Genomic DNA, 23,296 nt, shown 5'->3' on the forward strand with positions numbered 1-23,296 from the left:
GAGATTCGGTTTTTTAAATTCAATATCTGACGTTAATAGAATTATTAAAACTCAATTAAAAACTATATCGATAAACTAACGCGGCAGTAAATGAGCGGGTCAATCCATCCGGTCTAACTTTTCTAAATAAAAATGGAGTTGCAAGTGATAGTTCAATACTGTTTTTACTATTAATAGCATAAGAACTTATTAGATTTCCATTTATAGTCGCCCCTTCTGATCCTGCAATCTGTTTTCTTTCTCCAAGAGTTGTCTGGTAACTGTCTTTTCCAAAATGATAAATAAACAATACATTAGGCTTAAAGCTAAACTTACTGTTAAGCTTATTAATAGTATAAAATACCCTCAACAAACCATCTGCTTTTCTTTCGAATAAATTGGTCGATACAAAGTCATTAGAAGTTGAATATTCATCAAAATATGAATTCTTATTGTTGTTTATAACTGGTAGTTGCAGTGATGTATTAAAACCCCAATTATTATATTGCAAATCAGCACCAACAATTAGATCGTATGTACCTAAGCTTGCCTGATAATCCATTGGTAAAGAAATGTTATTAATTTTTGAATTAGAATCCGAAAAAGGAACTTTAATTCCAACAGTACTACTCCATTGTAAATTATCTTTCTTTTCAAACGTATAATTACCAACAAGGTAAGCATCTCCCAACTGACCTATCGTACCGAAACCACCTTTGGATGATGAATAGGTTACTTTTCCACTTAGCGAGAACTGGTCTGTAAGATTGCGTTTATATAGTACATAAGGAGAGATGTAGCTTACATCAGACTGACCTTTTCCAAATATGGTTCCTACTTCAATTGTGTTTCTTGATTTATCTGATTCTCCTATAAAATTACTGCCAATTGAACAAATTCCGGCATCGCTGCAACCTTGTGCATAAGATAAGAAGTTTAAAAAACTAAAAAATACTATTAGCTGATACTTTTTCATAATAAGAAGATTTAATTTTCAAATGTATACTTCATAAAAAAAGTGCTTTGTCCGCTACTTTACATTTGCAACAATTTAATCGTCTATGCTGATAAAAAAAGCTTAACGAATATATATTTAAAAATCAAAAACAATAAAAACTCCTTCCAAAAATTATCAAATTTTTAATTCTTAACAGTTTTAAAAAAAAATTAAGAATTGTTCTTTTTCAAAATGCTATATTTGGCGCTTCATCAACAATTATAAGCCTTTTTAATTAAAAACTGCTATTTACGGCTGTGCTATAAATGAAATATACGAAGTATATATATATCGTTTTACTATCGATGCTCTCTTTTTTTAGAGGCACCGAAACGCAACAGCACCAGGTTTTTGTCAATAATTGTATTACTTTAGACAGTGTTGCGGCAGACGACATTATCTTCTATTCTTCTGATTTTTCTTCTAATAATTTAGAAGTTCATTACAAAGTCAAGAAAAAAGCAAAAAGCCGTGCTACTTTAGAACAAAGTACGACAATCAAAATTCCTTATTTCAGCAACTTAGTCAACTTCAAACTTTATAAAAAGAGTTTAATATATGGTATAGCTTCAATATACCAGATACAAAGGCATACCCATTTGCATTTGTATCAGCTTTTCTAGATTTCAGATATTTTTTTGTTTTTTATGCTCTTTCAGATATTTCTGGAATGATAACGTATTTATTTATGTAATGGTTGTACTATGTAGTGCTGTTATTACTGCCTTAAAAAACATTCCTTAAACGGTGCTTTCAAAAAAGAAAGTGTTCGTACACATTATTATTATTTAATATTCCGATAATTTTTCGGTATCCAATTCCAAAACTCAAACTCCCTATTTAACGATAAGGGAGGTCACCTAGTTTATATAATTTTTTAATACCAAATCATGAACATTTATAAAAATCCTTTCCTTTTGTATGCTTTAGCATTATTAGTATTAGTCTCGTGTGGCGATAAAGCAAAAAAGAATGCTAACAACATAAAAACACTTCCTGTCTACAAAGTCACGTTAAAAGACACAATAATTTCGAGCAAATTTGTTGCCGATGTACATGCTAAAAACAATGTAGAAATTCACGTTCGTATTCCCGGCTTACTTGATAAAGTATATGTAAGCGAAGGGCAAAAAGTAAAAAAAGGACAAATCTTATTCAAAATAAGTGATGTTGAACTTCAGATTCAACTTTTGAAAGCCGAAGCTATTTATAAAAGCGCAATGGCTGATTTAAGAATCGCAACAGTCGAACAAGAACAAGCGCAAACCCTATTCAATAAAAAAGTAATCGCCGATAAAGAATTAGAATTATCTAAGGCAAAACATGATGCTGCTTCTGCAAAAGTAGCACACGCTGTAGCAGAAAGAAAAGCGATCAACCAGCAAATAAACTTTACTACAATTCGCGCCCCATTTGACGGCACGGTTGACAGAATTCCGTTTAAAGAAGGAAGTCTTATCGAAAATGGTTCATTACTAACCACTGTTTCACAATTGGATGATGTGTACGCCTATTTCTCTATTCCGGAGAATACCTACTTCCAAATGATGGAAAACAAAACACTTGAAAAACAAGGTGATATCGAACTTGTGTTGCCAAACGGAATGGTGTACGACCAAAAAGGCCAATTAAGAACAGCTGACGGAGAAATCGACAGAGAAACCGGTTCCATTCAATACAAAGCAAAATTTCACAATCCGAAAGGATTTATCAAACACGGAACATCTGGAAAACTTATTATTTCAGAACCGATAACGAATGCGATATTAATTCCGCAGAAAGCTGTTTTTTCTATTCAGGACAAACAATATGTATTTGTAGTGCAAAAAGATGGAGTAGTTAAAATGACCAATGTAACTATTGGAAGCACTCTTGATGATGTTTATATCTTAAATGAAGGTCTGAAAACAGATGACCTGATTGTACAAGAAGGAGCACAATCATTGAGAGACGGCGATAAAATCAACATTAAACAAATGTAATTTTTGACTTCGTAATCATTTTTTAATTATTAATCTAAACAAAATATAATGATAGAGTTATTTATCAAAAGAAAAATATTGTCATTAATCATCTCGGTTATGATCGTACTTTTGGGATTACTGGCTTTGTTTCAGCTTCCCATAACCCAATTTCCCGATATTGTACCACCGTCTGTAACGGTAACAGCAAAATATACAGGAGCCAATGCAGAGGTTTCTGCCAATGCCGTCGCGCTTCCGCTGGAAAGAGCCATAAACGGTGTACCGGGCATGACGTACATGTCTACCGTAACTTCTAATGATGGATTAACGCTTATTCAGGTTTTCTTTGAAGTAGGAACAGATCCTGATTTAGCTGCCGTAAACGTTCAAAATAGGGTTACCACCATTCTGGATGAGCTTCCGGAAGAGGTAATTCGTGCCGGAGTTACTACCGAAAAAGAGGTGAATAGTATGTTGATGTATCTAAACATCACCAGTACGGATAAAACTCAGGATGAGCAGTTTATCTTCAACTTTACGGATATTAATATTCTTCAGGAATTAAAGCGTATTGATGGTGTTGGACGTGCTGAAATTATGGGACAGAAAGAATATTCGATGCGTGTCTGGCTTGATCCGCAAAAGATGCTTTCGTATAATATTTCAGCAAACGAAGTGATTAATTCACTTCAAAAACAAAACATTTCTGCTGCACCCGGTAAAGTTGGTGAAGGATCCGGACAAATGGACAATCAATTGCAATATGTAATTAAGTACGGAGGAAAATTCTTTGAACCGAAGCAATATGAAGAAATCGCTTTAAGAGCAAATCCTGACGGTACCATCTTAAGATTAAAAGATATTTCGAATATTGAATTTGGTGCAATGAGTTACGGAATGGTTTCTAAAACCGATGGAAAACCTTCTGCATCGATCATGTTGAAACAGCGTCCGGGTTCAAATGCTTCTGAAGTAATTGCAAGTGTTAAAGCAAAAATGGAAGAACTAAAAGGGACTTCTTTTCCTCCGGGAATGGATTTTAATATTGCTTATGATGTATCGCGTTTCCTTGATGCTTCCATACACGAAGTTATCAGAACGTTAATCGAAGCGTTTATTTTGGTGGCTTTTGTTGTTTTTATCTTCCTTCAGGATTGGAGATCGACTTTAATTCCTGTTTTGGCAGTACCTGTAGCACTTATTGGTTCGTTTACTTTTATGTCGATGATGGGATTCTCGATCAACTTACTAACGCTTTTTGCTTTGGTTCTTTCGATCGGAATTGTGGTCGATAATGCCATTGTCGTCGTCGAAGCTGTTCACGTAAAGATTTCCGAAGAACACATGGAACCTTTGCCGGCAACAATTAGCGCTATGAAAGAAATTACGGGCGCCGTAATTGCGATTACGATTGTAATGGCAGCGGTATTTATTCCGGTTGCTTTTTTAAGTGGTCCTGTTGGGGTTTTCTACAGGCAATTCTCTCTGACAATGGCAATTAGTATTGTAATTTCAGGAATCAACGCCCTTACCCTTACTCCTGCTCTTTGTGCTATTATGCTAAAGGCTCATGATCCTAATAAAGAGAAAAAATCTTTACTGGATCGTTTCTTCCACAAATTCAATACTTGGTTTGATAATATCACTTCAAAATATATTAGAGTTTTAATAAAATTTGCTGACCGAACTTCGATTACCGTTGGTTTATTAGTGCTTTTCTGCTTACTAACTTGGGGAACAAGTAAGTTCTTACCATCCGGATTTATTCCGTCTGAAGATCAGGGAATGGTGTACGTAAGTGTAACTACGCCACAAGGTGCTACGGTAGAACGTACTGAAAAAGCATTAGACGAGGTAACGCGAATTGCAAAAGGGATTAAAGGTGTAGACAACGTTACGACACTTGCCGGATATAGTATTGTTACTGAAATTGCCGGTGCTTCTTACGGAATGGGAATGATTAACCTGAAAGACTGGAGCGAACGCGATATTTCTGTAACTGATTTTATTGCACAGTTAACTGAAAAAACAAAAGGAATAAACGATGCTCAGATCGAGATTTTTGCACCGCCAACTGTTCCCGGTTTTGGTAATACCAGCGGTTTCGAGCTTCGTTTACTCGATAAATCCGGAGGAAGCATTACGAATACTGATGAAGTAACTAAAAATTTCATTAAAGAACTAAATGCTTCACCTGAAATTCAGAACTCTTTTACGAGTTTTGATGCTACTTTCCCGCAGTATTTAATTCATATTGATTATGATCAGGCGGCTAAAAAAGGAATTTCAGTAGACAATGCCATGTCGACCTTGCAGACTATGCTAGGTTCGTTTTATGCTACCAATTTTATTCGTTTTTCTCAAATGTATAAAGTTATGGTGCAAGCAAGTCCGCAATTCCGTAAAAATCCGGAAAGCATTCTGGACATGTATCTGAAAAATGACGCAGGAGAAATGGTTCCGTTTTCGACTTTTATAAAATTGGAAAGAGTGTACGGACCAGAAGTTTTAACGCGCTACAACATGTATATGTCAGCAATGATTAACGGTGAACCAGCGGAAGGTTTTAGTTCTGGTGAAGCTATTGCAGCTGTTGAAAAAATTGCTGCCGAAAAACTGCCTAGCCGTTTTGAACTGGAATGGTCTGGTATGACACGCGAGGAAATTTTGTCCGGAAACCAAACCATTTACATTTTTGCTTTGTGTATACTCTTTGTGTATTTATTGCTTGCAGCACAATACGAAAGTTTATTACTTCCATTTCCGGTATTACTAAGTCTTCCTGTTGGAGTTTTCGGTTCGTATCTGGCACTGCTAGCTGTTGGGTTAGACAATAATATTTATGCTCAGGTAGCACTCGTCATGCTGATTGGTCTGCTCGCCAAGAATGCCATTTTGATTGTAGAGTTTGCTATGGCTCAAAACAAAATTGGGCGTGATATTACGGAAGCGGCTATTGAAGGAGCAAGACTTCGTTTTCGACCTATTCTTATGACTTCTTTTGCTTTTATTTCAGGATTGATTCCGCTTTGTATCGCTACAGGTGCAGGAGCTGTTGGTAACCGTTCGATTGGTACTGCGGCTGCGGGTGGAATGTTTATTGGAACTGTGTTCGGTCTGGTGATTATTCCGGGACTTTACATACTGTTTGCAAAACTTGAAAAAGGAATGAATAAATAAATTTAAACAATGAAAGACATATTTAAACGATATAAAAAATTTAAAGGTGCAGCTGTGCTAGTTGGAATTTTACTTCTGACTGCCTGTTCTGCACCCAAAATCAGTGATAAGTTAGCGGCTGCGAAACTTCCTGAAAACTTTGATGCGAAAAGAAAAGACACCTCAAACGTTTCAGCTCCGTTTATTCCTTTAAAAACAGAAACGTATTTTAAAGATCCAAAGTTAGAACAGTTACTAAAGAAAGCTGTTGCTCAAAATCCTGATTTCCTAATCATGCAAGAAAGAATTCTAATTGCTAATTCTCATTTGAAAGTGGCAAAACTAGCACTTCTTCCTTCATTAGATCTTCAGGCAGATATTTCAGGAACTCGTTATGGTAAATACACGATGGATGGTGTTGGTAATTATGATACTAATTTTTCTCAGAATATTACTGATAAACAAAGAATCAATACGGATGTTACGCCTAACTTATTTCTTGGCGCAAAGGTTTCCTGGGAAGCTGATATTTGGGGTAAACTGAGTAATCGTAAAAAAGCGGCACGTCAGCGCTATTTTGCATCACAACAAGGTATGCGTTTATTGCAAACGAAACTTTTGACCGATGTTGCCGATTTGTATTTCAAACTTATTGCCTTAGACAAACAAGCTGCAATCTACGAGAATAACTTAAAAACGCAGGAAAAAGCACTTGATATTGTTTCAGCTCAACGTTCTGTGGGTAAAGCTACAGAATTAGCTGTACAGCAGTTTAATGCGCAAAACAACAACATTTATGCTCAAGCAACAGAATTACATTTAAGTATAGATCAAACAGAGAAAGCTTTACTAACGCTTTTAGGCGAATATGGCGGAAAAATAGACAGAAGTACTGATTTTTTATCAGGTCATCTTGAGGTTTTAAACCAAAAGATAAGTGTAGATTCTATTGTTCACAAAAGACCTGATGTTGCTGAAGCCTACTTTGAGTTATTAGCCAGTAATGCCGATGCGAAATCAGCTCGTGCTGCCTTCTTTCCAACGGTAAATTTGGGTGGATATGCTGGATTTAACTCGTTTTCTTTTAATACTTTTTTTGATGCGGGATCTTTTGCCTGGCAATTATTAGGCGGCTTAACGGCTCCAGTTTTCAATAAAGGGCAAATTAAACAGGAATTTTATGTTTCGAACAGAAGACAGGAAATTTCTTTTCTACAATACCAAAATGCTGTTACAACCGCTTTTAATGAATTGAGTGCTTTACTGCATCGAAATGAAGCTTTTGAAGATGTTCTGGAATATAAAATGAAAGAAATTGATCATCTGGAAATAGCTGTAAACGTATCCAATGATCTGTATTTGAGTGGTTATGCCAATTATCTGGAAATAATCAATGCACAAAAAAACAAACTGCAGGCTGAACTTGATTTTGTTGATATTCAACTTAGGAATGCTAATTCTCAAATCCTATTGTATAAAGCATTAGGAGGAGGAATAAATTAGTTAAATGTTGGTCAATAATGCTTTTACCCTTTGAATTAGTGGTTCAGCGTTGTAGTTTTCTAATCCCATTTCTTTTGAAATGGGATTTTTTTTTGATTACATTTATATTTTATTTTCCTTAGATGACCGAAATTTTTAAAATATTCAAAGTTGATGCTGCAGAAGCCGAAAGAATTAGTGAAATTCCAAATGAACCACACAATCATGATTTTGAAGAACTTTTGATTGGAAAAAACGGTCAATTAGAACATTTTATAGATTCGAAATCACAAGTAATAGACGCGCCTTTTGTTAGCTTCATTGCGCAGGGGAAAGTCCATCGCGTTAAACCTATGGCTAAAAACGGAGAATGTGACCTCTGGGCTATCCGTTTTAAAAGCGAATTTATTGCCGAAACGGTTTTTCAGCTCTATTCGTCTTACCATGATAAAGCCAATATTTCACTTCAGTCAGATCAATGTTTTGAGCGTCTGGATGTATTATGTTCGATGATGTATGACGAATATCTTCAGCCTGCTCCTGACCTTTCTATAATCAGACAACTTTTGAGCAGTTTATTTACAATTATTGAATCCGAAAGAAAAAAACTGAATCTCAACAATGATGAATCTAAAAAGATTCAAAGTCATACCTTCAAAAATTTTCTAAAACTTCTGGACGAACATTACAAAGAATCCAAAGATGTAAATTTCTATGCCGAAAAGCTTTTTATGACTACCCGAAATCTAAACATCATTTGTCAGGAAATTTTAAACCGAAGTGTTTCTGAAATTATAGAAACCCGAAAACTCACTGAGGCAAAAAATCTTTTAATCACTACCGATAAAACTATCGCTGAGATAGGCTACGAACTGGGTTTTAATGAAAAAACCTATTTCACGCATGCCTTCAAGAAAAAATCCGGATTCACCCCAACCGAATACCGCAAAGAAATGGCCAAGCTTATTTCCTAAAACCACAACTATTCTTCTGATTTGTGTTACTCTTTTGGTGTCATTATTTTAGAACTTTGTACTACAATTTTAAAAGAGGCAGTAAACCAATACTAAATCTGTTTAAGTAGTTATGAATAGAAAAGATTTTTTAAAAACAATGGCACTTTTGCCACTAGGAGCAGCAGCTATGAAACTAAATTCATTACACCATATTACCGATACCTTAGCACCAACGGAACGAATGCCTATACTTTTTTTAGGACACGGAAACCCAATGAATGCCATCGAGGACAATGTTTTTACCCAAGGTTTTCAATCTATTGCAAAGACGTTACCAAAACCAAAAGCAATACTTTGTATATCGGCACACTGGGAAACCAAAGGTACCTTTGTAACATCAGCAGAACATCCGGAAACGATTCACGATTTTGGTGGATTTCCGCAAGCTTTGTTTGATGTACAATATCCTGCGCCTGGAAGTCCGGAACTTGCATTAGAGACTCAAAAACTCATTACTTCTACAGAAGTTGGTTTAAGCGATCAATGGGGATTAGATCACGGTTGTTGGACAGTGGTTAAATTCCTTTATCCTGATGCCGACATTCCGATCATAGAAATGAGTATGGATTACACTAAAGGTCCTGAATATCATTATGCATTAGGTCGAGAATTAGCTGCCTTGAGAAGAAAAGGAGTGCTTATAGTAGGAAGTGGAAACACGATCCATAACCTACGAATGGCTGCCTGGGACAAAATGATGATTCCTGGATATGGTTTTGACTGGGCAATTGCTGCTAATGAAAAAATCAAACACCTGATTACGGATGGAGATCATCAGTCATTAATACGTTATGATAAACTGGGTAAAGAAGTACAACTTTCGATTCCAACTCCGGAACATTACAATCCATTACTTTATATTTTGGGATTACAGGAAAAAGACGAAAAAGCCACAATATTTAATGATGCGCTTGTTGCGGGATCACTCAATATGATGTCTGTCATAATCAATAAGGCATGATAAAATCCAAATTCCTGTGGATTTCCGCATTGTTACTTTTAGTTGTTATAATTAGTTTAAATTTTACTATGATACCCAAACAAAAACCTGCTTTACATTATATAGTAAGGCATCCAAAAATACAATCTCAAAAACCACCTTTGTTAATCCTGATGCATGGCGTTGGTGGTAACGAACAAAATATGTTTTCATTTGTTAATGCGCTTCCGGATCATTTTCTAGTCGTTTCTGCACGAGGACCAATAACATTAGGCGCTAATAGTTTTGCTTGGTTTCAGGTACAATTTACTGCCGCCGGATCTGTAATTAATGAAGTTCAGGCAGAAAGCTCCCGTAAAGAAATTTTGAAATTTATTGAAGATCTAAAAACAATAGAAAGCTTCGATGAAAATCAAGTTTATTTAATGGGTTTTAGCCAAGGCGGAATTATGAGTTATAGTGTAGCACTGACTGAACCTGAAAAGATCGCCGGAATTGCGGTAATGAGTGGAAGATTACTTCCCGAAATAAAGCCTGTTGTTGCTGATAAAAGCAGACTTAAGAAACTGAAAATCTTTATTTCGCACGGTACGCATGATTCTGTATTGAAATTTCAATATGCTCTTGATGCTCAGGATTACCTGAAATCTAAGGAATTAAATCCTAATTTTCATCAGTATAGCGAAGATCATACTATCAATCCTGCTATGTTAAACGATGTTATCAATTGGATTTTAAAACAGTAAAACATCAGTTGTAACCAATAAGTAAAAAAACGAATGCAAAAAATCCTAAGATAAAAGCTCTTAACCACAAATTTGTAAAATTATTTATCATTGCATCTTTAGGATTGTCTTCCATATAGAGTACCATCACTTTAGTTCCAATTTGATAGGCACCTGAATCTCCATTTCCTATACTAGACTCTACTTGTATTACTCTATTTTTTTGATCTCTAAACTGAAATTTATGATAATAATAATTTCTCTTTTCTGTTACCGTTCTTCCATTTCGCTTTATATCTTCTTCCACTAATTTAACATTGTACCCTGTAACAGTAGCCCATGCACGTTTGGCATTGTTTAAATAATTAGTACTATCATACATTAGTTTTACAGTTATAACCGAAAGAATAATTCCTATTGCTAATAAGAATAGTTTTAATTTGTTTTTTTTCATGTATTATTTAATGCGTATTCTTCTTTTTAGTTATTGTAAAATAATAGTTCTCCAGCTATACTTAAAATGCTCTTCTTAATCATTTTTTAAAATACTTACGCTCTAGCTCTTCATCTGTTCTATATCTATCTTTAAATTCTTTATAACTCATTATTTCATTTCCACCATATAAGTGATCTTTGTCTGAACCAATCGAAAGTTCATGATAATCAGCAGTATTAACAAGTTGAACGGTTTTAAATGTTTCTATATCGACAGATTTAAGTTTTTTTGCCTTCCAGTATATTTCATTGTTTACTTTTAAATAAGCACCACCCAAAACTTCATAATCATTTCCTTTAATCAATAGTAATCTGGTACTTAAAAAAGGATATAGATACGTATTATTTTTGTCTGAAAAATAACAGTAAAAAGTTATTCCATTTTGTTTTTCCTTAGTTTTTTCAACATTCTTAGGGTCATTGAATATATTATCAAAGGTTTCCCAATCGATAACTTCGTTATTTTTTATATATGTATTAGTCTTACTATCGTAAACATGACTGAAATTTAAAGAATCATTTTTAACAGTCATTCCTTTCTCTTCTTTTAAACCTTCAAGATCACGAATACGGAAAATAATATTCCCTTTATCATCTTTGTATAAATTATTACTTAGTAATTTTATTTCTTTATTTTGCGCTTTACAACTGATAAGAAGCACTAACAATAGTAAATATAAAACTGTTTTATTCATTTTTATAATATGTGTCATTTCCAGGAAAATTTTTGTTTTTTCTTTTTAATCATGATACATTCTTGTAAAGAATATCTATTTGGACAGTTAAAACATTCAACATCTTTCTTATAATTAAATAAATCAATAAAATCTAAAGTATTATTTTCTATTGTAATATTACAATTTTGCATACAAATTAAACTAGAAGGGAAATCCACATAATCGTCCTCATTGATTTTTATTTTTGCAGATGAATTACTATAAGTAAGCTGTCTAAATATTAATAATTTACCATTAATATTCTTTATGTACAATTCATTAAATGTTGAGTTTATTATATTATTAAACTTCAATATTCCATTTTTATTTTTTTGAATATATTCTACAGTATACAATCTGGCAAACTTAGTTTTATCAGCTACTTTAGTTATTTGAACTTCTGATTTAACTAAAATATTTTTAGTTAATACTTTTAAAGTATCTAATACATAACATTCATTACAGCTCTCAACTTTGGAATCTTCATTTACAAAACCTATTATTACCTTTTTAGAATAAACTGGTAAATTACTTTTATCTTGCGCAGTAATTACTTGAAAAACAAATAGAACAGTTATTAATATTTTTTTTTTACGCATTCTTTATCGAATTTAAAATCTTAACGACATATCCTTCCTGTTGCGTAAACATTTCCATATTCATCAAAATCTGCATTTCTCTTTAATTTTTTACCTCTGTGAACATTAACAACTTTTCCAAACCATTGTTACCACCTCAATAAACTGATTTGTAAATAACAAATTCCCTTAAAGAAGTGATATCTCGTTAATTTTCATTTAATATTAAAGTAAAAAAATAAACAGATGTAATAAATTAAATATCATCTTTAAAATACTTATTCTTTAACTCTTGATATTCACTATATCTATATTTAAATATTTCATAACTCATTATTTTACTTCCAATATATAAATGATTTTTATCTGAACCAATTGAAGATTCATGATAATCAGCAGCATTAATAACTTGAATTGTTTTAAATGTTTTTATATCGACAGATTCAAGTTTTTTTGCCTTCCAGTATATTTCATTGTTTACTTTTAAATAAGCACCACCCAAAACTTCATAATCATTTCCTTTAATGAATAGTAATCTGGTACTTAAAAAAGGATAGAGATACATATTGTTTTTGTCTGAAAAATAACAGTAAAAAGTTATTCCATTTTGTTTTTCCTTAGTTTTTTCAACATTCTTAGGGTCATTGAATATATTATCAAAGGTTTCCCAATCGATAACTTCGTTATTTTTTATATATGTATTAGTCTTACTATCGTATACATGGCTAAAATTTAAAGTATCATTTTTAACAGTTAATCCTTTCTCTTCTTTTAAACCTTCAAGATCACGAATACGGAAAATAATATTCCCTTTATCATCTTTATATAAATTATTACTTAGTAATTTTATTTCTTTATTTTGCGACTTACAACCTGTTAAACTAAAAAAAGATATGATAAGTAATAAAACTATTTTTTTTGTATTTTCCATAGATACGTTTTTGTTGAATCCCAATATTTTGTTTTTCCGCCTTTAAATCTATTTAGACATGAATTTGCAAAATTAAAACTAGATTGTGCTCTAAATCCTTCTCCTATTTCACTTAATTTTCCCTGTCCTTTTGATTTAATACCATGCTGATCATACATTGCATAGGTAGATTCACAAGGACCTTTTGTAGAATCGATGATAAGAAGTAGCGTATGAAAACCACCAACAATACAGAAATAATAAACATGAAAACCAAATACGGAAGATATATCTTTTAAAAATAAATTATATAATGCTTTTTTAGATTCCTCTGATATCGTTATTATGTCATTATTGATTGATTGAAAAACATTATTAGCATCACTATTATTTTTTGAACTGTTTAATTTCTTTAACAAATCGTGATCTATCTTATATTTATCAAATTCCCATTTAGATTTTACATTTCCCAGGCCATGCATAACATTACCTCTATCAATTGCAGTCTTTCCTGTAAAATATACCGAATTCTTTCTTTTTTGAGTTTTTTTATCTATCGCATAAAAATTTTTATAATCTTGAAGTAATTCGGAAATTCCCCTCTCAGCAGCAGCCATACAATAATTACCTGCATACTCAGGCAATGGGTGGTCCGAATCAACAAGTTCTGCTAGTTTTGTATTTTCATCTAGTAATCTTTTTATCGCAACATCTGAAAAAATATCCTTTTTAATATCACTTGTAAAGTCTATACTAATTCTACTACTATCCTTATCATTAATCTTGACTTGCAAATAGGAGCCTTTAATTTCAGCCTTAGATTCAATATTTGTCTGAATAGTCCACCCCTCCTCAACTTCAAATTCATTAGTCGATAATTTGATTTTAGGATCTGAAGGAACCAGTTTTAATGAATATTTACCTCCCCAATCTTTTTTGCTAATTCCACTAACAACAAACTTTAATAAAATTTTTTTATTAGCTGGTAAAGTATTTATTTTTTCGCAAAATAAGGATAATGTTGGTGGGATCAATACCGTCGGTTTCCCCGCTACGTAATTTCCGAAAGAATTATTAGGTGTTGCCATTTGAAAAGATTTTTTTCATAGAAGTTAAAACTAAATTACCATTTGTAGCCTCAACATATTTTTCTTCTGTTGTTTCTACAAATTTTTTAGAAATACTAACTTCTTTATTTTGTGATACTGTAATAATATTTTTAGCAATTTTATTTATAGCCATAACTAAAAAAGATTTGATTGTTCTGCACTATTCCACTCTATCGTTTTGGAACTGTTCATTTTTATATTCTCTTTTGTACTATTAATATCAATCTCATCAGAAAACAACTCTGATTTTTTTGACTGACGAGATGTTGTTTCTGTTGAAATCTCTGTTCGATTGTCTGAATTTTCTAAAATATCCCCAGCAGCATTTATATTAAGATCCCCTCCTGCTGTTTGCATTATATCTTTATTAGCAGAATGTTCCATATTCTCGCCTGCACTAACAGAAACATTTTTACCTGCAGTAATATTCAGATTCTCTCCTGCATTTATGGTAATGTCTTTAGCAGCGGTAACGTTAATGTTTCCTTTCCCATCCATTAACCAGCTGCTGCCTCCAATGTCTTCGATTAGAACACTTCCGTCTTCGTCATTAAAGATCATTTTAGTTCCGGAACGCGTGTGAATCGCTTTTAAGCTGTTTTTACTATCGGAATAGGCACTTTTATCATTTCCGTTGTATTGTGTTCCAATTACATACGGATTCTGAACATTGTTTCCTTCAAAACCTATTAGTACTTCTTCGCCAATTTCCGGGATAAAGTAGAAACCTTTTCCAGATCCGGAATACGGCTGTACCATACGAATCCATTCCGTTACAGCAGTTCCACTTGCGCCGTAGAATTCTACTTTTACTCTTCCTAATCCTTCGGGATCGTTGTTGTCTTTTACCTGTGCAGGTTGTGTTTCTGCTTTTGCGAAAGCATGTACATCAGTGTAATGTGGAGCACTTACATCGGCTGGAATTGCTTTGAATTCACAAGAGTAATTTCCGTGTACTTCTGAATGGTGAACCACTTCAATTGCAATAAGTTCGTGTTCTACCGTTTGGTTTTGAATAGTAAATACTTGTCCAACACCAATTGGGAAATACGATGTTCCACTGTAGTAAACGCTGTTGGCGTCACTTCCTGCGGTTTGCATCGTTACCATTTCTTCGATCTCTTCTTTATTGTTGGCGTTTGCAGTGTACACTCCGTCATTTAGATTGGGATTAGTAACGGTTCCTTGATTGTAACCAATTACCGTTGCAAAACTATCTTTACTTCCTGTAGCTGTTTTGGCTGAGGAATTTTTAAGCGTTGAAACACTATTATAATCAAAACCTTCTACAGCTATTTTGTGAGAAGCCATATTCGTTTGTATCGTAAAACCATGAAGTGAAGCTCCGTTTACCAGTTTTACTTTGCTTTCTTTGGTTTGCCCGAATTGCATACGCATTCCGTCAAAATAAAACCATTGTGCGTAACGTTTTGATAATCTGTTTATAAATTCGAAATTACTTTCGTTGTACTGAACCAGATTTTTGAATTCTTTGCGGTAGGTTGATTTAATAGAATCTCTTTGGTAGAATTCGCCGGGACCTTCGCCAAAAATACTCACTACGATATCGTCCATAGTGCGTTCTTTAAAAGATCTTGATCTTTTCATATCATCCAAAACGATACTGTGACTTACTCCTGAAACGTGTAATCCTGCCGGACCTCCGTGAAGATCAATTGAGGTTAGTTCAGTAATAATACCTTTGCTCATTAACTTAATTCCAGTAAGGCTTTTGAAAGTAAAGATTACTTCGTCGCCTAAGTAACTTCTCAAAGCTTTTGCCTGATCTGCCGGGTTTATAATTGCTTTACCGGTGTATTGCCAAACGAATGAAAAATGATGGTGATCGCCCATTTTCTGAGAAACCTTTAAATCATAATATACAACGTTTTGGCTAAAACTTCCTACTGAAATATGAACTTGTTCTGAAAAATGTGACATGATGTACTTGTTTTTTAATTAGCTTTATTTACTTTCTCTAATTATGCTAAAGAAATCCAGTTATTAGAGAATTTTGCATCTCCAAATGTCAGATCTTTAGCTACGACTTCCATTGTAATTTTCATTGGAACATCGTTGGTGCTTGAAAACTGTTCGTCATAGCCAACACAAAATGATTTCGTAAAACTTAATTCTTTCATTTTACTTAAAGCATCTCGTCTGTAAAAAACTATTTTACCATCTTTAGTAAGGTCACCGTTTAACATCCAGCTTAAAAAGTCGGTGTTTTGGTTTGCCTCAATTGTTATTTTGATCACACCGCCTTTTGCTCCGCCTGTTGGCTTGCTGGCTGTGTCTATTTCTTGTTTAAAACTAATATTAAAATCGAGAACATTATATTCTTCTCCGTCTATGTGTAATTTAGATAAAAAACTCATTTTGCTGTGGTGTTTAGATTGTAGATTAGTGAATTATAAAAGCTTCTGCCCCATCGAGAAGTTTTCAGTTTAAAGCAAAAAAGGAAGTCCACATCATGAACTCCCTTTTATGGTTTTTATGTGTGATAAAGTTTAAATAATACTAAAGGATTAAACCCAAGCATTATCAAATTCTCCTCCACCCATTGAAATTTTACGTGCAGAAATCATAAAAGTCTCCGTTAACGGATTTTCACTGTTATGATCAAAGTTTTCTTTGTACTTCACCATGTAAGCTTCAGTAAACTTTAACTCTTTTAAAGTAGCATTAGAATCACGTTTGATGAATTTTACTGAACCTTCTTTTCTTTCGAAGTTGTTAGTCATCCATTCGAACAATTCTGTACCACCAGTTGATTCAACCTGAATCATAATTCTTCCTCCACGTGTTACTGTAGATGGACGCCCTGAAGCATCTGTTTCTTGAGCTAAGTCATAGCTCACGTTTAATACTTTGTAATCTTTACCTGCAACGGTTAATGTAGTTAAGAATGACATAATGTTTAGATTTAAATTATTTATTTAATTATGCAGTAAAAATAGAAATAATTTTGTTTCAACAAACTAAATTTAATAAAATTATATTTACAATTAACAATTATCATTAAATCAAATAGTTACATTTAAAAAACACTATTTTACCCCTATAATTCTTAATAAAAAACAAAAATATTACATGATTTTATTAACTAAAATCTTTCTTTCTGTAATACTTTTCACTAATCAATACTTTACAATATAACAAGAATTTATTGCTTAAAAAATACGAAAAATTAAAATTTTATTATCTAAAATTATTTAAGTACCGTCTCATAAATCTGATCTAATATACTCTGTCTCAATTTTGAATTTCTTTCATTCAATAATATAATAATACCCCAATTTTTAGCTCTGTCATATGCAATTATACAAGATTGCCCCATAGAATCTCCAGACTTTAAATAAACGGTATTCTTATCTTCCCTCATGATATTTACGCCAAGACCTAATTCTCTGTTGTCTACTTTATAAAATGTTTTTTCTGTTAACAGTGCGGCCTTTCCTATTGTACTTTCTTTATTCAGAACAGCTTTTAAATAGGCTACTACATCAGAAGCACTGGATTTTATTAATCCTGCAGGAGCAGTAACGTTCCATTCCATAAATTGCTGGCTTGCTCCATCAGGACTTTGACCATCTGTAGTATTTGAGACATCAAAATTTTTAGTTAAAGTGTTTTTCAGCTTCAATGGTGCGATCATTTTTTCTTTCACAATCTGATCGTAACTTTTGTTGTATACCTTTTCTAATATTTGCCCAAGTAAGGTGTAACCAATAGTTGAATAGCGGTACTTGCCATAATCTTTTAGTTCAGCGCAATTGTTAACCAAATTTGCCAACGTTTCAGAAGTTACATTGCTTATAGGCTGTTGTGGATTGAGCGCTATTAATTTTGCAAAATCAATATCCGGTAAACCTGATTGATGAGACGCTAAATCTGAAATTCTTATTTTCATTTTAAGATTATCCTGAAGCGCATATTGTTTTGGCAAAAAGTCATCGATGTAATCGTCTATATTAATCTTTTTTTCTAAAACGGCCTGCGCTATAAAATTTGAGGTGATAATTTTTGTGACAGAAGCAATTTCGAATACTGAATTTTTATCAATCTGAATTTTACTTTTCGCATTCAAATTACCTTGGGCTGTAAAATATTCTTTATTGTCTTTGACAAAACCAATACTCATACCTACGTTTGGATTTTTTTGATAATTAACTTGTATAATCGAATCAATTCTTTTTGTAATATCCTGTGCAATAGAAAAAGTAGTTACTAATAATAGTCCTGCTAAAAATTTAAATGATGTTTTCATGATATGGTGTTTTGGTTTAAAAAATTATTCTGATGCAAATATGCAGCAGATACTATTCCTACACGACCGAATGAAAATACTCGTACGCATTTCTCTCCGAAATTATCCGTACGAGTTATTTCTTAACAAGTACGAGTAATTACAAACAACTAAAAAAACAGCACCGTACAAGTTAAAACACTTGTAATTACAGAAATCTCAATTGTAATTCTATAAAATTATTTTATCGTCTCATGCCTAAATTTGAATGATGTCATTCTGTTTAATGACAAAGTCAATTGCAAATTTAAATTACAATAAGATGAAAACAGACGAAAACAAAAACCAGTATGATAACATTCAGAATAATCCGGAAACTGTAGATCACATTCAAAATGAAAACTACAATGAAGAGCAACTGCAACAACGTGGTGAAGACGATAATCTTGAAGAAGATTTTGATCAAAACTACAGCGAATCTGAAGATTTTGCTACTGACTAAAATCTAACTGGCAAAAAATTCTATCTTAAAAAACAATAGAAAATATTAATTAAAAATCTAAAACATGGAAACGAAATCAACATCTAAAAGTACCGCCAATGTTTCGACATTAGAGCGTATATTAATGGTAACAAGCGGTTCGTATCTTTTATATAAAGGACTTGCACAGGAAAATAAAAGTCTTGCGCAAATCAGTTCAGGAGGTGCGATGCTGGCAAGAGGAATTAGTGGCTACTGCCCTATTTATAACGCTGTAGATCATTTAAAAAATGATAAACCAACGAACGTAAATATCAGAACAAGTATTGTTATCAACCGACCAATTAGCTACGTATATTCTTTCTGGCGTAATCTGGAAAACCTGCCTAAGTTTATGAATCACCTGGCTTCGGTAAAAACAATTAGTGATACACAATCAGAATGGACAGTGAAAGGACCAGGAGGAATAGGAACTCTTTCATGGAATGCGGAAATTATAAAAGACCGAAAAGAGAAAGTTATTAGCTGGCAATCGCTTCCTAATGCACCTATTAAAAATTTTGGTAAAGTGCTTTTTAAAGCACAAGGTTACAAAACCGAAATTGAAGTTATGATATCCTATCGCGCACCACTAGGAATTGCAGGAGAAAGCGCAGCAAAATTATTGAATCCTTATTTTGAAAAAATGGTAAACGACGATATCAAAAATCTTCAGGTATATATGGAATCTATTCATTAGTTTAAAAAAAAAACTAAAAGCGTTGGATATGAATCTAACGCTTTTTTTTTGGAGACTTTCCAAATTGTTTTTTCGCCACAAATTCACGAATGAATACGCTTTTTTATAGTAGCGTATAAAAATAATTCGTGAATTCGTGGCGATTTTATTTATTAATCTAAACAGTTAAGTAAACTCAATTAAAGCCTTTAAAAACAGCAAATAAAAACCCGCAGCGCTATGAGACACCGCGGGCAAGAAAAATAAATAAATAATCAACCACTAAGGTAAAATTTATTTCCCCTAAGTGCTCTTACTATTTTTCATATATTAATTCTATTTTCCTTTAACTGAAAAAAATAGATTTTATTATATCATTTAATAAATTAAATATCAAATTAATAAAATAAATTACTTGAACAACTACTTTAAGATATTAAAAACCTATTCTATCGCTTTTAAACAATGTGAATATTTCTAATAATTGTTTTAGTAGTACAAATACAAAATTACATAATCAGCTTCATGAAGATTTTATAACATTATCCTGCTAGTTTTATATTCTGTCTAGGCTTTTTATTATTTATTAGCATTCTATTGGTAACGCAATAAATAAACTTATTATTTTATTCTTTTTACATTAGATATCTTATTGAATGTGAATATTATAACATTCGCTATTTATTGTATAAAATGAAAAACCAGCCTAATCACTTACTTTACAACGCTATAATTCAATTCATTATGATGTTTTATTAGCATATAAATTTTGCAATTTCAAATCTGTTACAACTTCAGACTAGTAGAAATAAATTCAAAATCGTATGAGTGATATTGCCCGCAGATTTAGACAAAATCCACTTTTAGAGCCTAAAGATTTGCAACCCAGCAACAAGGATCTCAAAATTATTAGTTTACTGAACCCCGGTGTTTTTGTTTTTGAAGGCAAAATATGGTTATTGGTTCGGGTAGCAGAATCAATCGCTGAAAAAGAAGGTGTTTTATTTTTTCCGATAGTAAATGCAGCTGGCGAAATAGAAATTATCGAAGTATCTCTTTCTGATCCTGATCTAGTCGCCACAGATGCCAGAATTGTACAATATAAAGGTTTAGATTATCTTACTACTCTTTCGCATTTACGATTGTTATCAAGCGAAGACGGAATACATTTTTCAGAACCTAATGACCTATCACTTTTATTAGGCTCAGGAAAACTCGAGCAATTTGGTATCGAAGATGCGCGTGTCAGCAAACTTGGCGATCAATATTACATAACGTATACAGCAGTATCATCGAGCGGTGTTGGTGTGGGACTTCGAATTACTAAAGACTGGAAAAATTTTGATTACAAAGGTCTGATTTTCCCTCCTCACAATAAAGACTGTGCTATTTTTGAAGAATTAATAAATGGTACGTATTACGCTCTACACAGACCTTCGAGTCCGCAGATTGGAGGGAATTTTATCTGGCTCGCAGAATCTCCAGATGGTATTCATTGGGGCAATCATAAATTTCTTTTAGGCACAAGACCTGGATTTTGGGATAGTGCCAGAGTTGGTGCCGGTGCTGTGCCTATCAAAACAGCTATGGGATGGCTGGAAATATATCATGGAGCAAACGCCCAACATCAATATTGTCTGGGGGCTTTTCTAATGGATCTGGAAGATCCCTCAAAAGTACTAGCCAGAACTATCGATCCTATAATGGTACCAACAGAAAGCTATGAATTAAGTGGTTTCTTTGGTTACGTTGTTTTTACTAACGGACATGTTGTCGATGGCGATACGCTTACTGTTTATTACGGAGCTGCTGATGAATTTGTCTGTGGTGCGCAATTTTCTATTTCAGAAATCCTCTCTAAACTTGAATAGAAAAATAGCATAATAAACTGACAATTAAATAACTATTATTAAAAATCATGTAAATAATTGACAAACCTTCTCTCTACATTTACATCCTCATTGCGTTACAAAAATTATTTACTATATCCTGACTTTTACTATCTAAACTTAACAAATAAAGCTATGACACCAAACAACTCCATCGAACAAAATCAAAACAATTCTATCTCTACCGCTACTTCTATGTATGAAGAACAAGTTGATCAAAACATACCTTATTTTTCTACGAAAGAAGAACTCTTGTGTTGGGGTGATGAAGCTGTATATTTAAGTAAATTTTCTTCCAGAGCAAATCCTCCAATAGAAGATAAAGGGCAAAAATTTATGGATAATAAATCATAAGAATTTAAATATAAGCAATTAATATTACACTACTTTAAAAATAACTTTAAGTAAGATCATAAAACCATTAGTAACAAACTAATGGTTTTATTGTATGCATTATACTATACATTTTAACTTAAATATATCTAAAGATTATATAAAACATGCCTTATTATCATGTAAAATAATGTCGACGACGATTTTTAATTTTATTGTTTAAGACAATTCAAAACTATATGGAATTTATTAGTGATATTTTTAAACATCTGGAAGGTTACTATTATGGCCTTGTCGACATAACACCCAAGATACTTCTGGCTATACTTGTAGTTTTAATCTCCTGGTTTATTGCAGCACGTGTTAAAACATTTGCAGACCGAAGATTAAAAACAAGAATGCACGACCCATTACTAGCCACTTTTATTGCCAATTTAATAAAAGCGGTTCTTATTGTAATTGGTTTACTTTTTATGTTCCGCGTTATTGGTCTTACAGGAGTAGCACAAAGTGTACTCGCCGGTGCTGGAATATCAGCATTTGTAATTGGTTTTGCCTTAAAAGATATTGGAGAAAATTTCCTTGCTGGAATATTGCTCGCTTTTAAACGTCCTTTTTCTGTAGGCGACATCATCGAAAGCAATGGAGTAAAAGGTAAAGTTGTTGCGCTTAACCTGCGTGATACACAAGTAAAAAGCGACAGTAAGAACATTTATATTCCTAATGCCCTTTTAGTTAAAAACACCCTTGTAAATTTTAATAGTGAGGGCTTTTTATTGCAGGACTTTACTATTGGTCTTGAATACGGATCAGATTACCGAAAAGCTATTGAAATCATCACTCAGGTAATGGAAACAGACAATGCTGTTGTAGATAAAGGTTACTCTAACTCAGCTGTAGTGTCCGGCATTACAGGAAGTACCATTCAAATTAATGTTCGTTATTGGGTTGTTACAGACAGAACCATCACAGACGGTAAACACCGATCAGAAGTGGTAATTAAAGTAGCAGAAGCCCTAAAAGAAAATGACTTTATAATTAAATAAAAATCATAATTATGACTACTTCAAATCATAAAAACAACGTTTCAAGCAGCAGAACTTCTGACAAGAAAACAACAATAAAATCAACCTCATCAAGAAACAATGAAAAGGTTACCACTGAAGTCAAAAAGTCTATTCTGGTAAAGAACAACCCATAAAAAAACAAATTATAGTATTTCAGATCTTAGTATTTCAGACACCGATCCTTTTTAAATAGTAAACAATCTATCTGTAAATTTTTTATCTAAAATTGAGATTGTGTCTTCCAGATTTTCTCTGGTAATAAAGGCTGTAATAAAATCATGCACTTCGTTTTTACTTCCAGAGGCTGTCTCAAAAGAGTTAATATGATACTCTTCATCCTCATCTACAATATGAATAATTTCTGTATACCCGCTAGAAATTAAACTGCCTTTTAATTTGATAACATTAAACTGTTGCTGATTGTTTAGTTCTTTCCGAACTTTTAATTGTATTGCTTTTTCCATCATAGCTATTTTTAAATTAGCACTC

General features: G+C 32.9%; 25 protein-coding genes. 13 read left to right on the forward strand and 12 right to left on the reverse strand.

The window, feature by feature from the left end; translation table 11 throughout:
• Nucleotides 1-55 precede the first annotated feature (55 nt).
• Nucleotides 56-955, reverse strand: coding sequence for a hypothetical protein (locus tag B0A66_RS13850; protein ID WP_089050449.1), 900 nt, complete (start codon nt 953-955; stop codon nt 56-58).
• Between the two features lie 287 nt (nt 956-1,242).
• Between B0A66_RS13850 and B0A66_RS13855 the strand changes: the two genes are divergently transcribed.
• The 7 genes from B0A66_RS13855 to B0A66_RS13885 all read left to right on the forward strand — a co-directional run bounded on the left by B0A66_RS13855 (nt 1,243) and on the right by B0A66_RS13885 (nt 10,283).
• Nucleotides 1,243-1,599, forward strand: a complete 357-nt coding sequence (locus B0A66_RS13855; RefSeq protein WP_089050450.1) for a hypothetical protein — start codon at nt 1,243-1,245, stop codon at nt 1,597-1,599.
• A 267-nt stretch (nt 1,600-1,866) separates the two neighbouring features.
• Nucleotides 1,867-2,958, forward strand: a complete 1,092-nt coding sequence (locus B0A66_RS13860; RefSeq protein ID WP_089050451.1) for an efflux RND transporter periplasmic adaptor subunit — start codon at nt 1,867-1,869, stop codon at nt 2,956-2,958.
• A 48-nt stretch (nt 2,959-3,006) separates the two neighbouring features.
• A complete protein-coding gene (locus B0A66_RS13865) occupies nt 3,007-6,120 on the forward strand; it encodes an efflux RND transporter permease subunit (RefSeq protein WP_089050452.1) in 3,114 nt (1,037 codons plus the stop codon).
• A 9-nt stretch (nt 6,121-6,129) separates the two neighbouring features.
• Nucleotides 6,130-7,602 carry an efflux transporter outer membrane subunit gene (locus tag B0A66_RS13870; protein ID WP_089050453.1) on the forward strand — a complete coding sequence of 491 codons (1,473 nt, stop codon included), beginning with the start codon at nt 6,130-6,132 and terminating at the stop codon, nt 7,600-7,602.
• A gap of 122 nt (nt 7,603-7,724) precedes the next feature.
• Entirely contained in the window at nt 7,725-8,555 is an 831-nt protein-coding gene (locus B0A66_RS13875) for a helix-turn-helix transcriptional regulator (RefSeq protein WP_089050454.1), read from the forward strand.
• Between the two features lie 169 nt (nt 8,556-8,724).
• Entirely contained in the window at nt 8,725-9,558 is an 834-nt protein-coding gene (gene ygiD, locus B0A66_RS13880) for a 4,5-DOPA-extradiol-dioxygenase (protein ID WP_089050488.1), read from the forward strand.
• Between the two features lie 68 nt (nt 9,559-9,626).
• Nucleotides 9,627-10,283, forward strand: coding sequence for an alpha/beta hydrolase (locus B0A66_RS13885; protein ID WP_244283487.1), 657 nt, complete (start codon nt 9,627-9,629; stop codon nt 10,281-10,283).
• Nucleotides 10,284-10,287: 4 nt separating this feature from the next.
• On the opposite strand, the gene B0A66_RS13890 is transcribed toward B0A66_RS13885, so the two are convergent.
• The 10 genes from B0A66_RS13890 to B0A66_RS13930 all read right to left on the reverse strand — a co-directional run bounded on the left by B0A66_RS13890 (nt 10,288) and on the right by B0A66_RS13930 (nt 18,340).
• Nucleotides 10,288-10,716: a DUF3592 domain-containing protein gene (locus B0A66_RS13890; protein ID WP_089050456.1), complete on the reverse strand. Its 429-nt coding sequence runs from the start codon at nt 10,714-10,716 to the stop codon at nt 10,288-10,290.
• Between the two features lie 79 nt (nt 10,717-10,795).
• Nucleotides 10,796-11,470: a DKNYY domain-containing protein gene (locus B0A66_RS13895; protein ID WP_089050457.1), complete on the reverse strand. Its 675-nt coding sequence runs from the start codon at nt 11,468-11,470 to the stop codon at nt 10,796-10,798.
• Entirely contained in the window at nt 11,467-12,072 is a 606-nt protein-coding gene (locus B0A66_RS13900; protein ID WP_089050458.1) for a hypothetical protein, read from the reverse strand. The genes B0A66_RS13895 and B0A66_RS13900 overlap by 4 nt, the downstream gene beginning before the upstream one ends.
• Before the next feature lie 235 nt (nt 12,073-12,307).
• Nucleotides 12,308-12,982, reverse strand: a complete 675-nt coding sequence (locus B0A66_RS13905) for a DKNYY domain-containing protein (RefSeq protein WP_089050459.1) — start codon at nt 12,980-12,982, stop codon at nt 12,308-12,310.
• Nucleotides 12,961-14,049 carry a hypothetical protein gene (locus B0A66_RS13910; protein WP_089050460.1) on the reverse strand — a complete coding sequence of 363 codons (1,089 nt, stop codon included), beginning with the start codon at nt 14,047-14,049 and terminating at the stop codon, nt 12,961-12,963. The genes B0A66_RS13905 and B0A66_RS13910 overlap by 22 nt, the downstream gene beginning before the upstream one ends.
• Nucleotides 14,036-14,203: a hypothetical protein gene (locus B0A66_RS22875; protein WP_165766619.1), complete on the reverse strand. Its 168-nt coding sequence runs from the start codon at nt 14,201-14,203 to the stop codon at nt 14,036-14,038. The genes B0A66_RS13910 and B0A66_RS22875 overlap by 14 nt, the downstream gene beginning before the upstream one ends.
• Before the next feature lie 2 nt (nt 14,204-14,205).
• Nucleotides 14,206-16,011 carry a type VI secretion system Vgr family protein gene (locus B0A66_RS13915; protein WP_089050461.1) on the reverse strand — a complete coding sequence of 602 codons (1,806 nt, stop codon included), beginning with the start codon at nt 16,009-16,011 and terminating at the stop codon, nt 14,206-14,208.
• Nucleotides 16,012-16,052: 41 nt separating this feature from the next.
• Nucleotides 16,053-16,448 carry a type VI secretion system tube protein TssD gene (tssD, locus tag B0A66_RS13920; protein WP_089050462.1) on the reverse strand — a complete coding sequence of 132 codons (396 nt, stop codon included), beginning with the start codon at nt 16,446-16,448 and terminating at the stop codon, nt 16,053-16,055.
• A gap of 150 nt (nt 16,449-16,598) precedes the next feature.
• Nucleotides 16,599-16,985: a type VI secretion system tube protein TssD gene (tssD, locus tag B0A66_RS13925; RefSeq protein WP_089050463.1), complete on the reverse strand. Its 387-nt coding sequence runs from the start codon at nt 16,983-16,985 to the stop codon at nt 16,599-16,601.
• Nucleotides 16,986-17,281: 296 nt separating this feature from the next.
• Nucleotides 17,282-18,340 carry a serine hydrolase domain-containing protein gene (locus tag B0A66_RS13930; protein ID WP_089050464.1) on the reverse strand — a complete coding sequence of 353 codons (1,059 nt, stop codon included), beginning with the start codon at nt 18,338-18,340 and terminating at the stop codon, nt 17,282-17,284.
• A 301-nt stretch (nt 18,341-18,641) separates the two neighbouring features.
• Here B0A66_RS13930 and B0A66_RS13935 point away from each other — a divergent pair, with 301 nt between their 5' ends.
• The 6 genes from B0A66_RS13935 to B0A66_RS22880 all read left to right on the forward strand — a co-directional run bounded on the left by B0A66_RS13935 (nt 18,642) and on the right by B0A66_RS22880 (nt 22,941).
• Complete coding sequence (locus B0A66_RS13935) at nt 18,642-18,821, forward strand: hypothetical protein (protein ID WP_123868242.1); 180 nt, start codon at nt 18,642-18,644, stop codon at nt 18,819-18,821.
• Nucleotides 18,822-18,885: 64 nt separating this feature from the next.
• On the forward strand, nt 18,886-19,539 hold the full coding sequence (locus B0A66_RS13940; protein WP_089050466.1) for an SRPBCC family protein: 654 nt from the start codon (nt 18,886-18,888) through the stop codon (nt 19,537-19,539).
• 803 nt (nt 19,540-20,342) lie between these two features.
• Nucleotides 20,343-21,389, forward strand: coding sequence for a glycoside hydrolase family 130 protein (locus B0A66_RS13945; RefSeq protein WP_089050467.1), 1,047 nt, complete (start codon nt 20,343-20,345; stop codon nt 21,387-21,389).
• Nucleotides 21,390-21,542: 153 nt separating this feature from the next.
• A complete protein-coding gene (locus B0A66_RS13950) occupies nt 21,543-21,761 on the forward strand; it encodes a hypothetical protein (RefSeq protein ID WP_089050468.1) in 219 nt (72 codons plus the stop codon).
• A 218-nt stretch (nt 21,762-21,979) separates the two neighbouring features.
• Nucleotides 21,980-22,786 (forward strand): mechanosensitive ion channel family protein, encoded by an 807-nt coding sequence (locus tag B0A66_RS13955; protein WP_089050469.1) that lies wholly within the window; start codon nt 21,980-21,982, stop codon nt 22,784-22,786.
• Nucleotides 22,787-22,797: 11 nt separating this feature from the next.
• Nucleotides 22,798-22,941: a hypothetical protein gene (locus tag B0A66_RS22880; protein WP_165766620.1), complete on the forward strand. Its 144-nt coding sequence runs from the start codon at nt 22,798-22,800 to the stop codon at nt 22,939-22,941.
• 51 nt (nt 22,942-22,992) lie between these two features.
• Here B0A66_RS22880 and B0A66_RS13960 read toward each other — a convergent pair whose 3' ends face one another.
• Nucleotides 22,993-23,271 (reverse strand): hypothetical protein, encoded by a 279-nt coding sequence (locus tag B0A66_RS13960; protein WP_089050489.1) that lies wholly within the window; start codon nt 23,269-23,271, stop codon nt 22,993-22,995.
• Nucleotides 23,272-23,296 lie beyond the last annotated feature (25 nt).

The organism is Flavobacterium hercynium (assembly GCF_002217285.1).
Lineage (GTDB): Bacteria > Bacteroidota > Bacteroidia > Flavobacteriales > Flavobacteriaceae > Flavobacterium > Flavobacterium hercynium.

Bases quoted from the DNA above. Each gene is read 5' to 3' on its own strand.
- tssD (WP_089050463.1), bottom strand. From the start codon at position 16,985: ATGTCATTCTTAACTACATTAACCGTTGCAGGTAAAGATTACAAAGTA.
- B0A66_RS13955 (WP_089050469.1), top strand. From the start codon at position 21,980: ATGGAATTTATTAGTGATATTTTTAAACATCTGGAAGGTTACTATTAT.
- B0A66_RS13890 (WP_089050456.1), bottom strand. From the start codon at position 10,716: ATGAAAAAAAACAAATTAAAACTATTCTTATTAGCAATAGGAATTATT.
- B0A66_RS22880 (WP_165766620.1), top strand. From the start codon at position 22,798: ATGACTACTTCAAATCATAAAAACAACGTTTCAAGCAGCAGAACTTCT.
- B0A66_RS13960 (WP_089050489.1), bottom strand. From the start codon at position 23,271: ATGGAAAAAGCAATACAATTAAAAGTTCGGAAAGAACTAAACAATCAG.
- B0A66_RS13885 (WP_244283487.1), top strand. From the start codon at position 9,627: ATGATACCCAAACAAAAACCTGCTTTACATTATATAGTAAGGCATCCA.
- B0A66_RS13945 (WP_089050467.1), top strand. From the start codon at position 20,343: ATGAGTGATATTGCCCGCAGATTTAGACAAAATCCACTTTTAGAGCCT.
- B0A66_RS13850 (WP_089050449.1), bottom strand. From the start codon at position 955: ATGAAAAAGTATCAGCTAATAGTATTTTTTAGTTTTTTAAACTTCTTA.
- B0A66_RS13910 (WP_089050460.1), bottom strand. From the start codon at position 14,049: ATGGCAACACCTAATAATTCTTTCGGAAATTACGTAGCGGGGAAACCG.
- B0A66_RS13915 (WP_089050461.1), bottom strand. From the start codon at position 16,011: ATGTCACATTTTTCAGAACAAGTTCATATTTCAGTAGGAAGTTTTAGC.
- B0A66_RS13940 (WP_089050466.1), top strand. From the start codon at position 18,886: ATGGAAACGAAATCAACATCTAAAAGTACCGCCAATGTTTCGACATTA.
- B0A66_RS13935 (WP_123868242.1), top strand. From the start codon at position 18,642: ATGAAAACAGACGAAAACAAAAACCAGTATGATAACATTCAGAATAAT.
- B0A66_RS13930 (WP_089050464.1), bottom strand. From the start codon at position 18,340: ATGAAAACATCATTTAAATTTTTAGCAGGACTATTATTAGTAACTACT.
- B0A66_RS13905 (WP_089050459.1), bottom strand. From the start codon at position 12,982: ATGGAAAATACAAAAAAAATAGTTTTATTACTTATCATATCTTTTTTT.
- B0A66_RS13950 (WP_089050468.1), top strand. From the start codon at position 21,543: ATGACACCAAACAACTCCATCGAACAAAATCAAAACAATTCTATCTCT.
- B0A66_RS13900 (WP_089050458.1), bottom strand. From the start codon at position 12,072: ATGCGTAAAAAAAAAATATTAATAACTGTTCTATTTGTTTTTCAAGTA.
- B0A66_RS13855 (WP_089050450.1), top strand. From the start codon at position 1,243: ATGAAATATACGAAGTATATATATATCGTTTTACTATCGATGCTCTCT.
- ygiD (WP_089050488.1), top strand. From the start codon at position 8,725: ATGAAACTAAATTCATTACACCATATTACCGATACCTTAGCACCAACG.
- tssD (WP_089050462.1), bottom strand. From the start codon at position 16,448: ATGAGTTTTTTATCTAAATTACACATAGACGGAGAAGAATATAATGTT.
- B0A66_RS13860 (WP_089050451.1), top strand. From the start codon at position 1,867: ATGAACATTTATAAAAATCCTTTCCTTTTGTATGCTTTAGCATTATTA.
- B0A66_RS22875 (WP_165766619.1), bottom strand. From the start codon at position 14,203: ATGGCTATAAATAAAATTGCTAAAAATATTATTACAGTATCACAAAAT.
- B0A66_RS13870 (WP_089050453.1), top strand. From the start codon at position 6,130: ATGAAAGACATATTTAAACGATATAAAAAATTTAAAGGTGCAGCTGTG.
- B0A66_RS13895 (WP_089050457.1), bottom strand. From the start codon at position 11,470: ATGACACATATTATAAAAATGAATAAAACAGTTTTATATTTACTATTG.
- B0A66_RS13865 (WP_089050452.1), top strand. From the start codon at position 3,007: ATGATAGAGTTATTTATCAAAAGAAAAATATTGTCATTAATCATCTCG.
- B0A66_RS13875 (WP_089050454.1), top strand. From the start codon at position 7,725: ATGACCGAAATTTTTAAAATATTCAAAGTTGATGCTGCAGAAGCCGAA.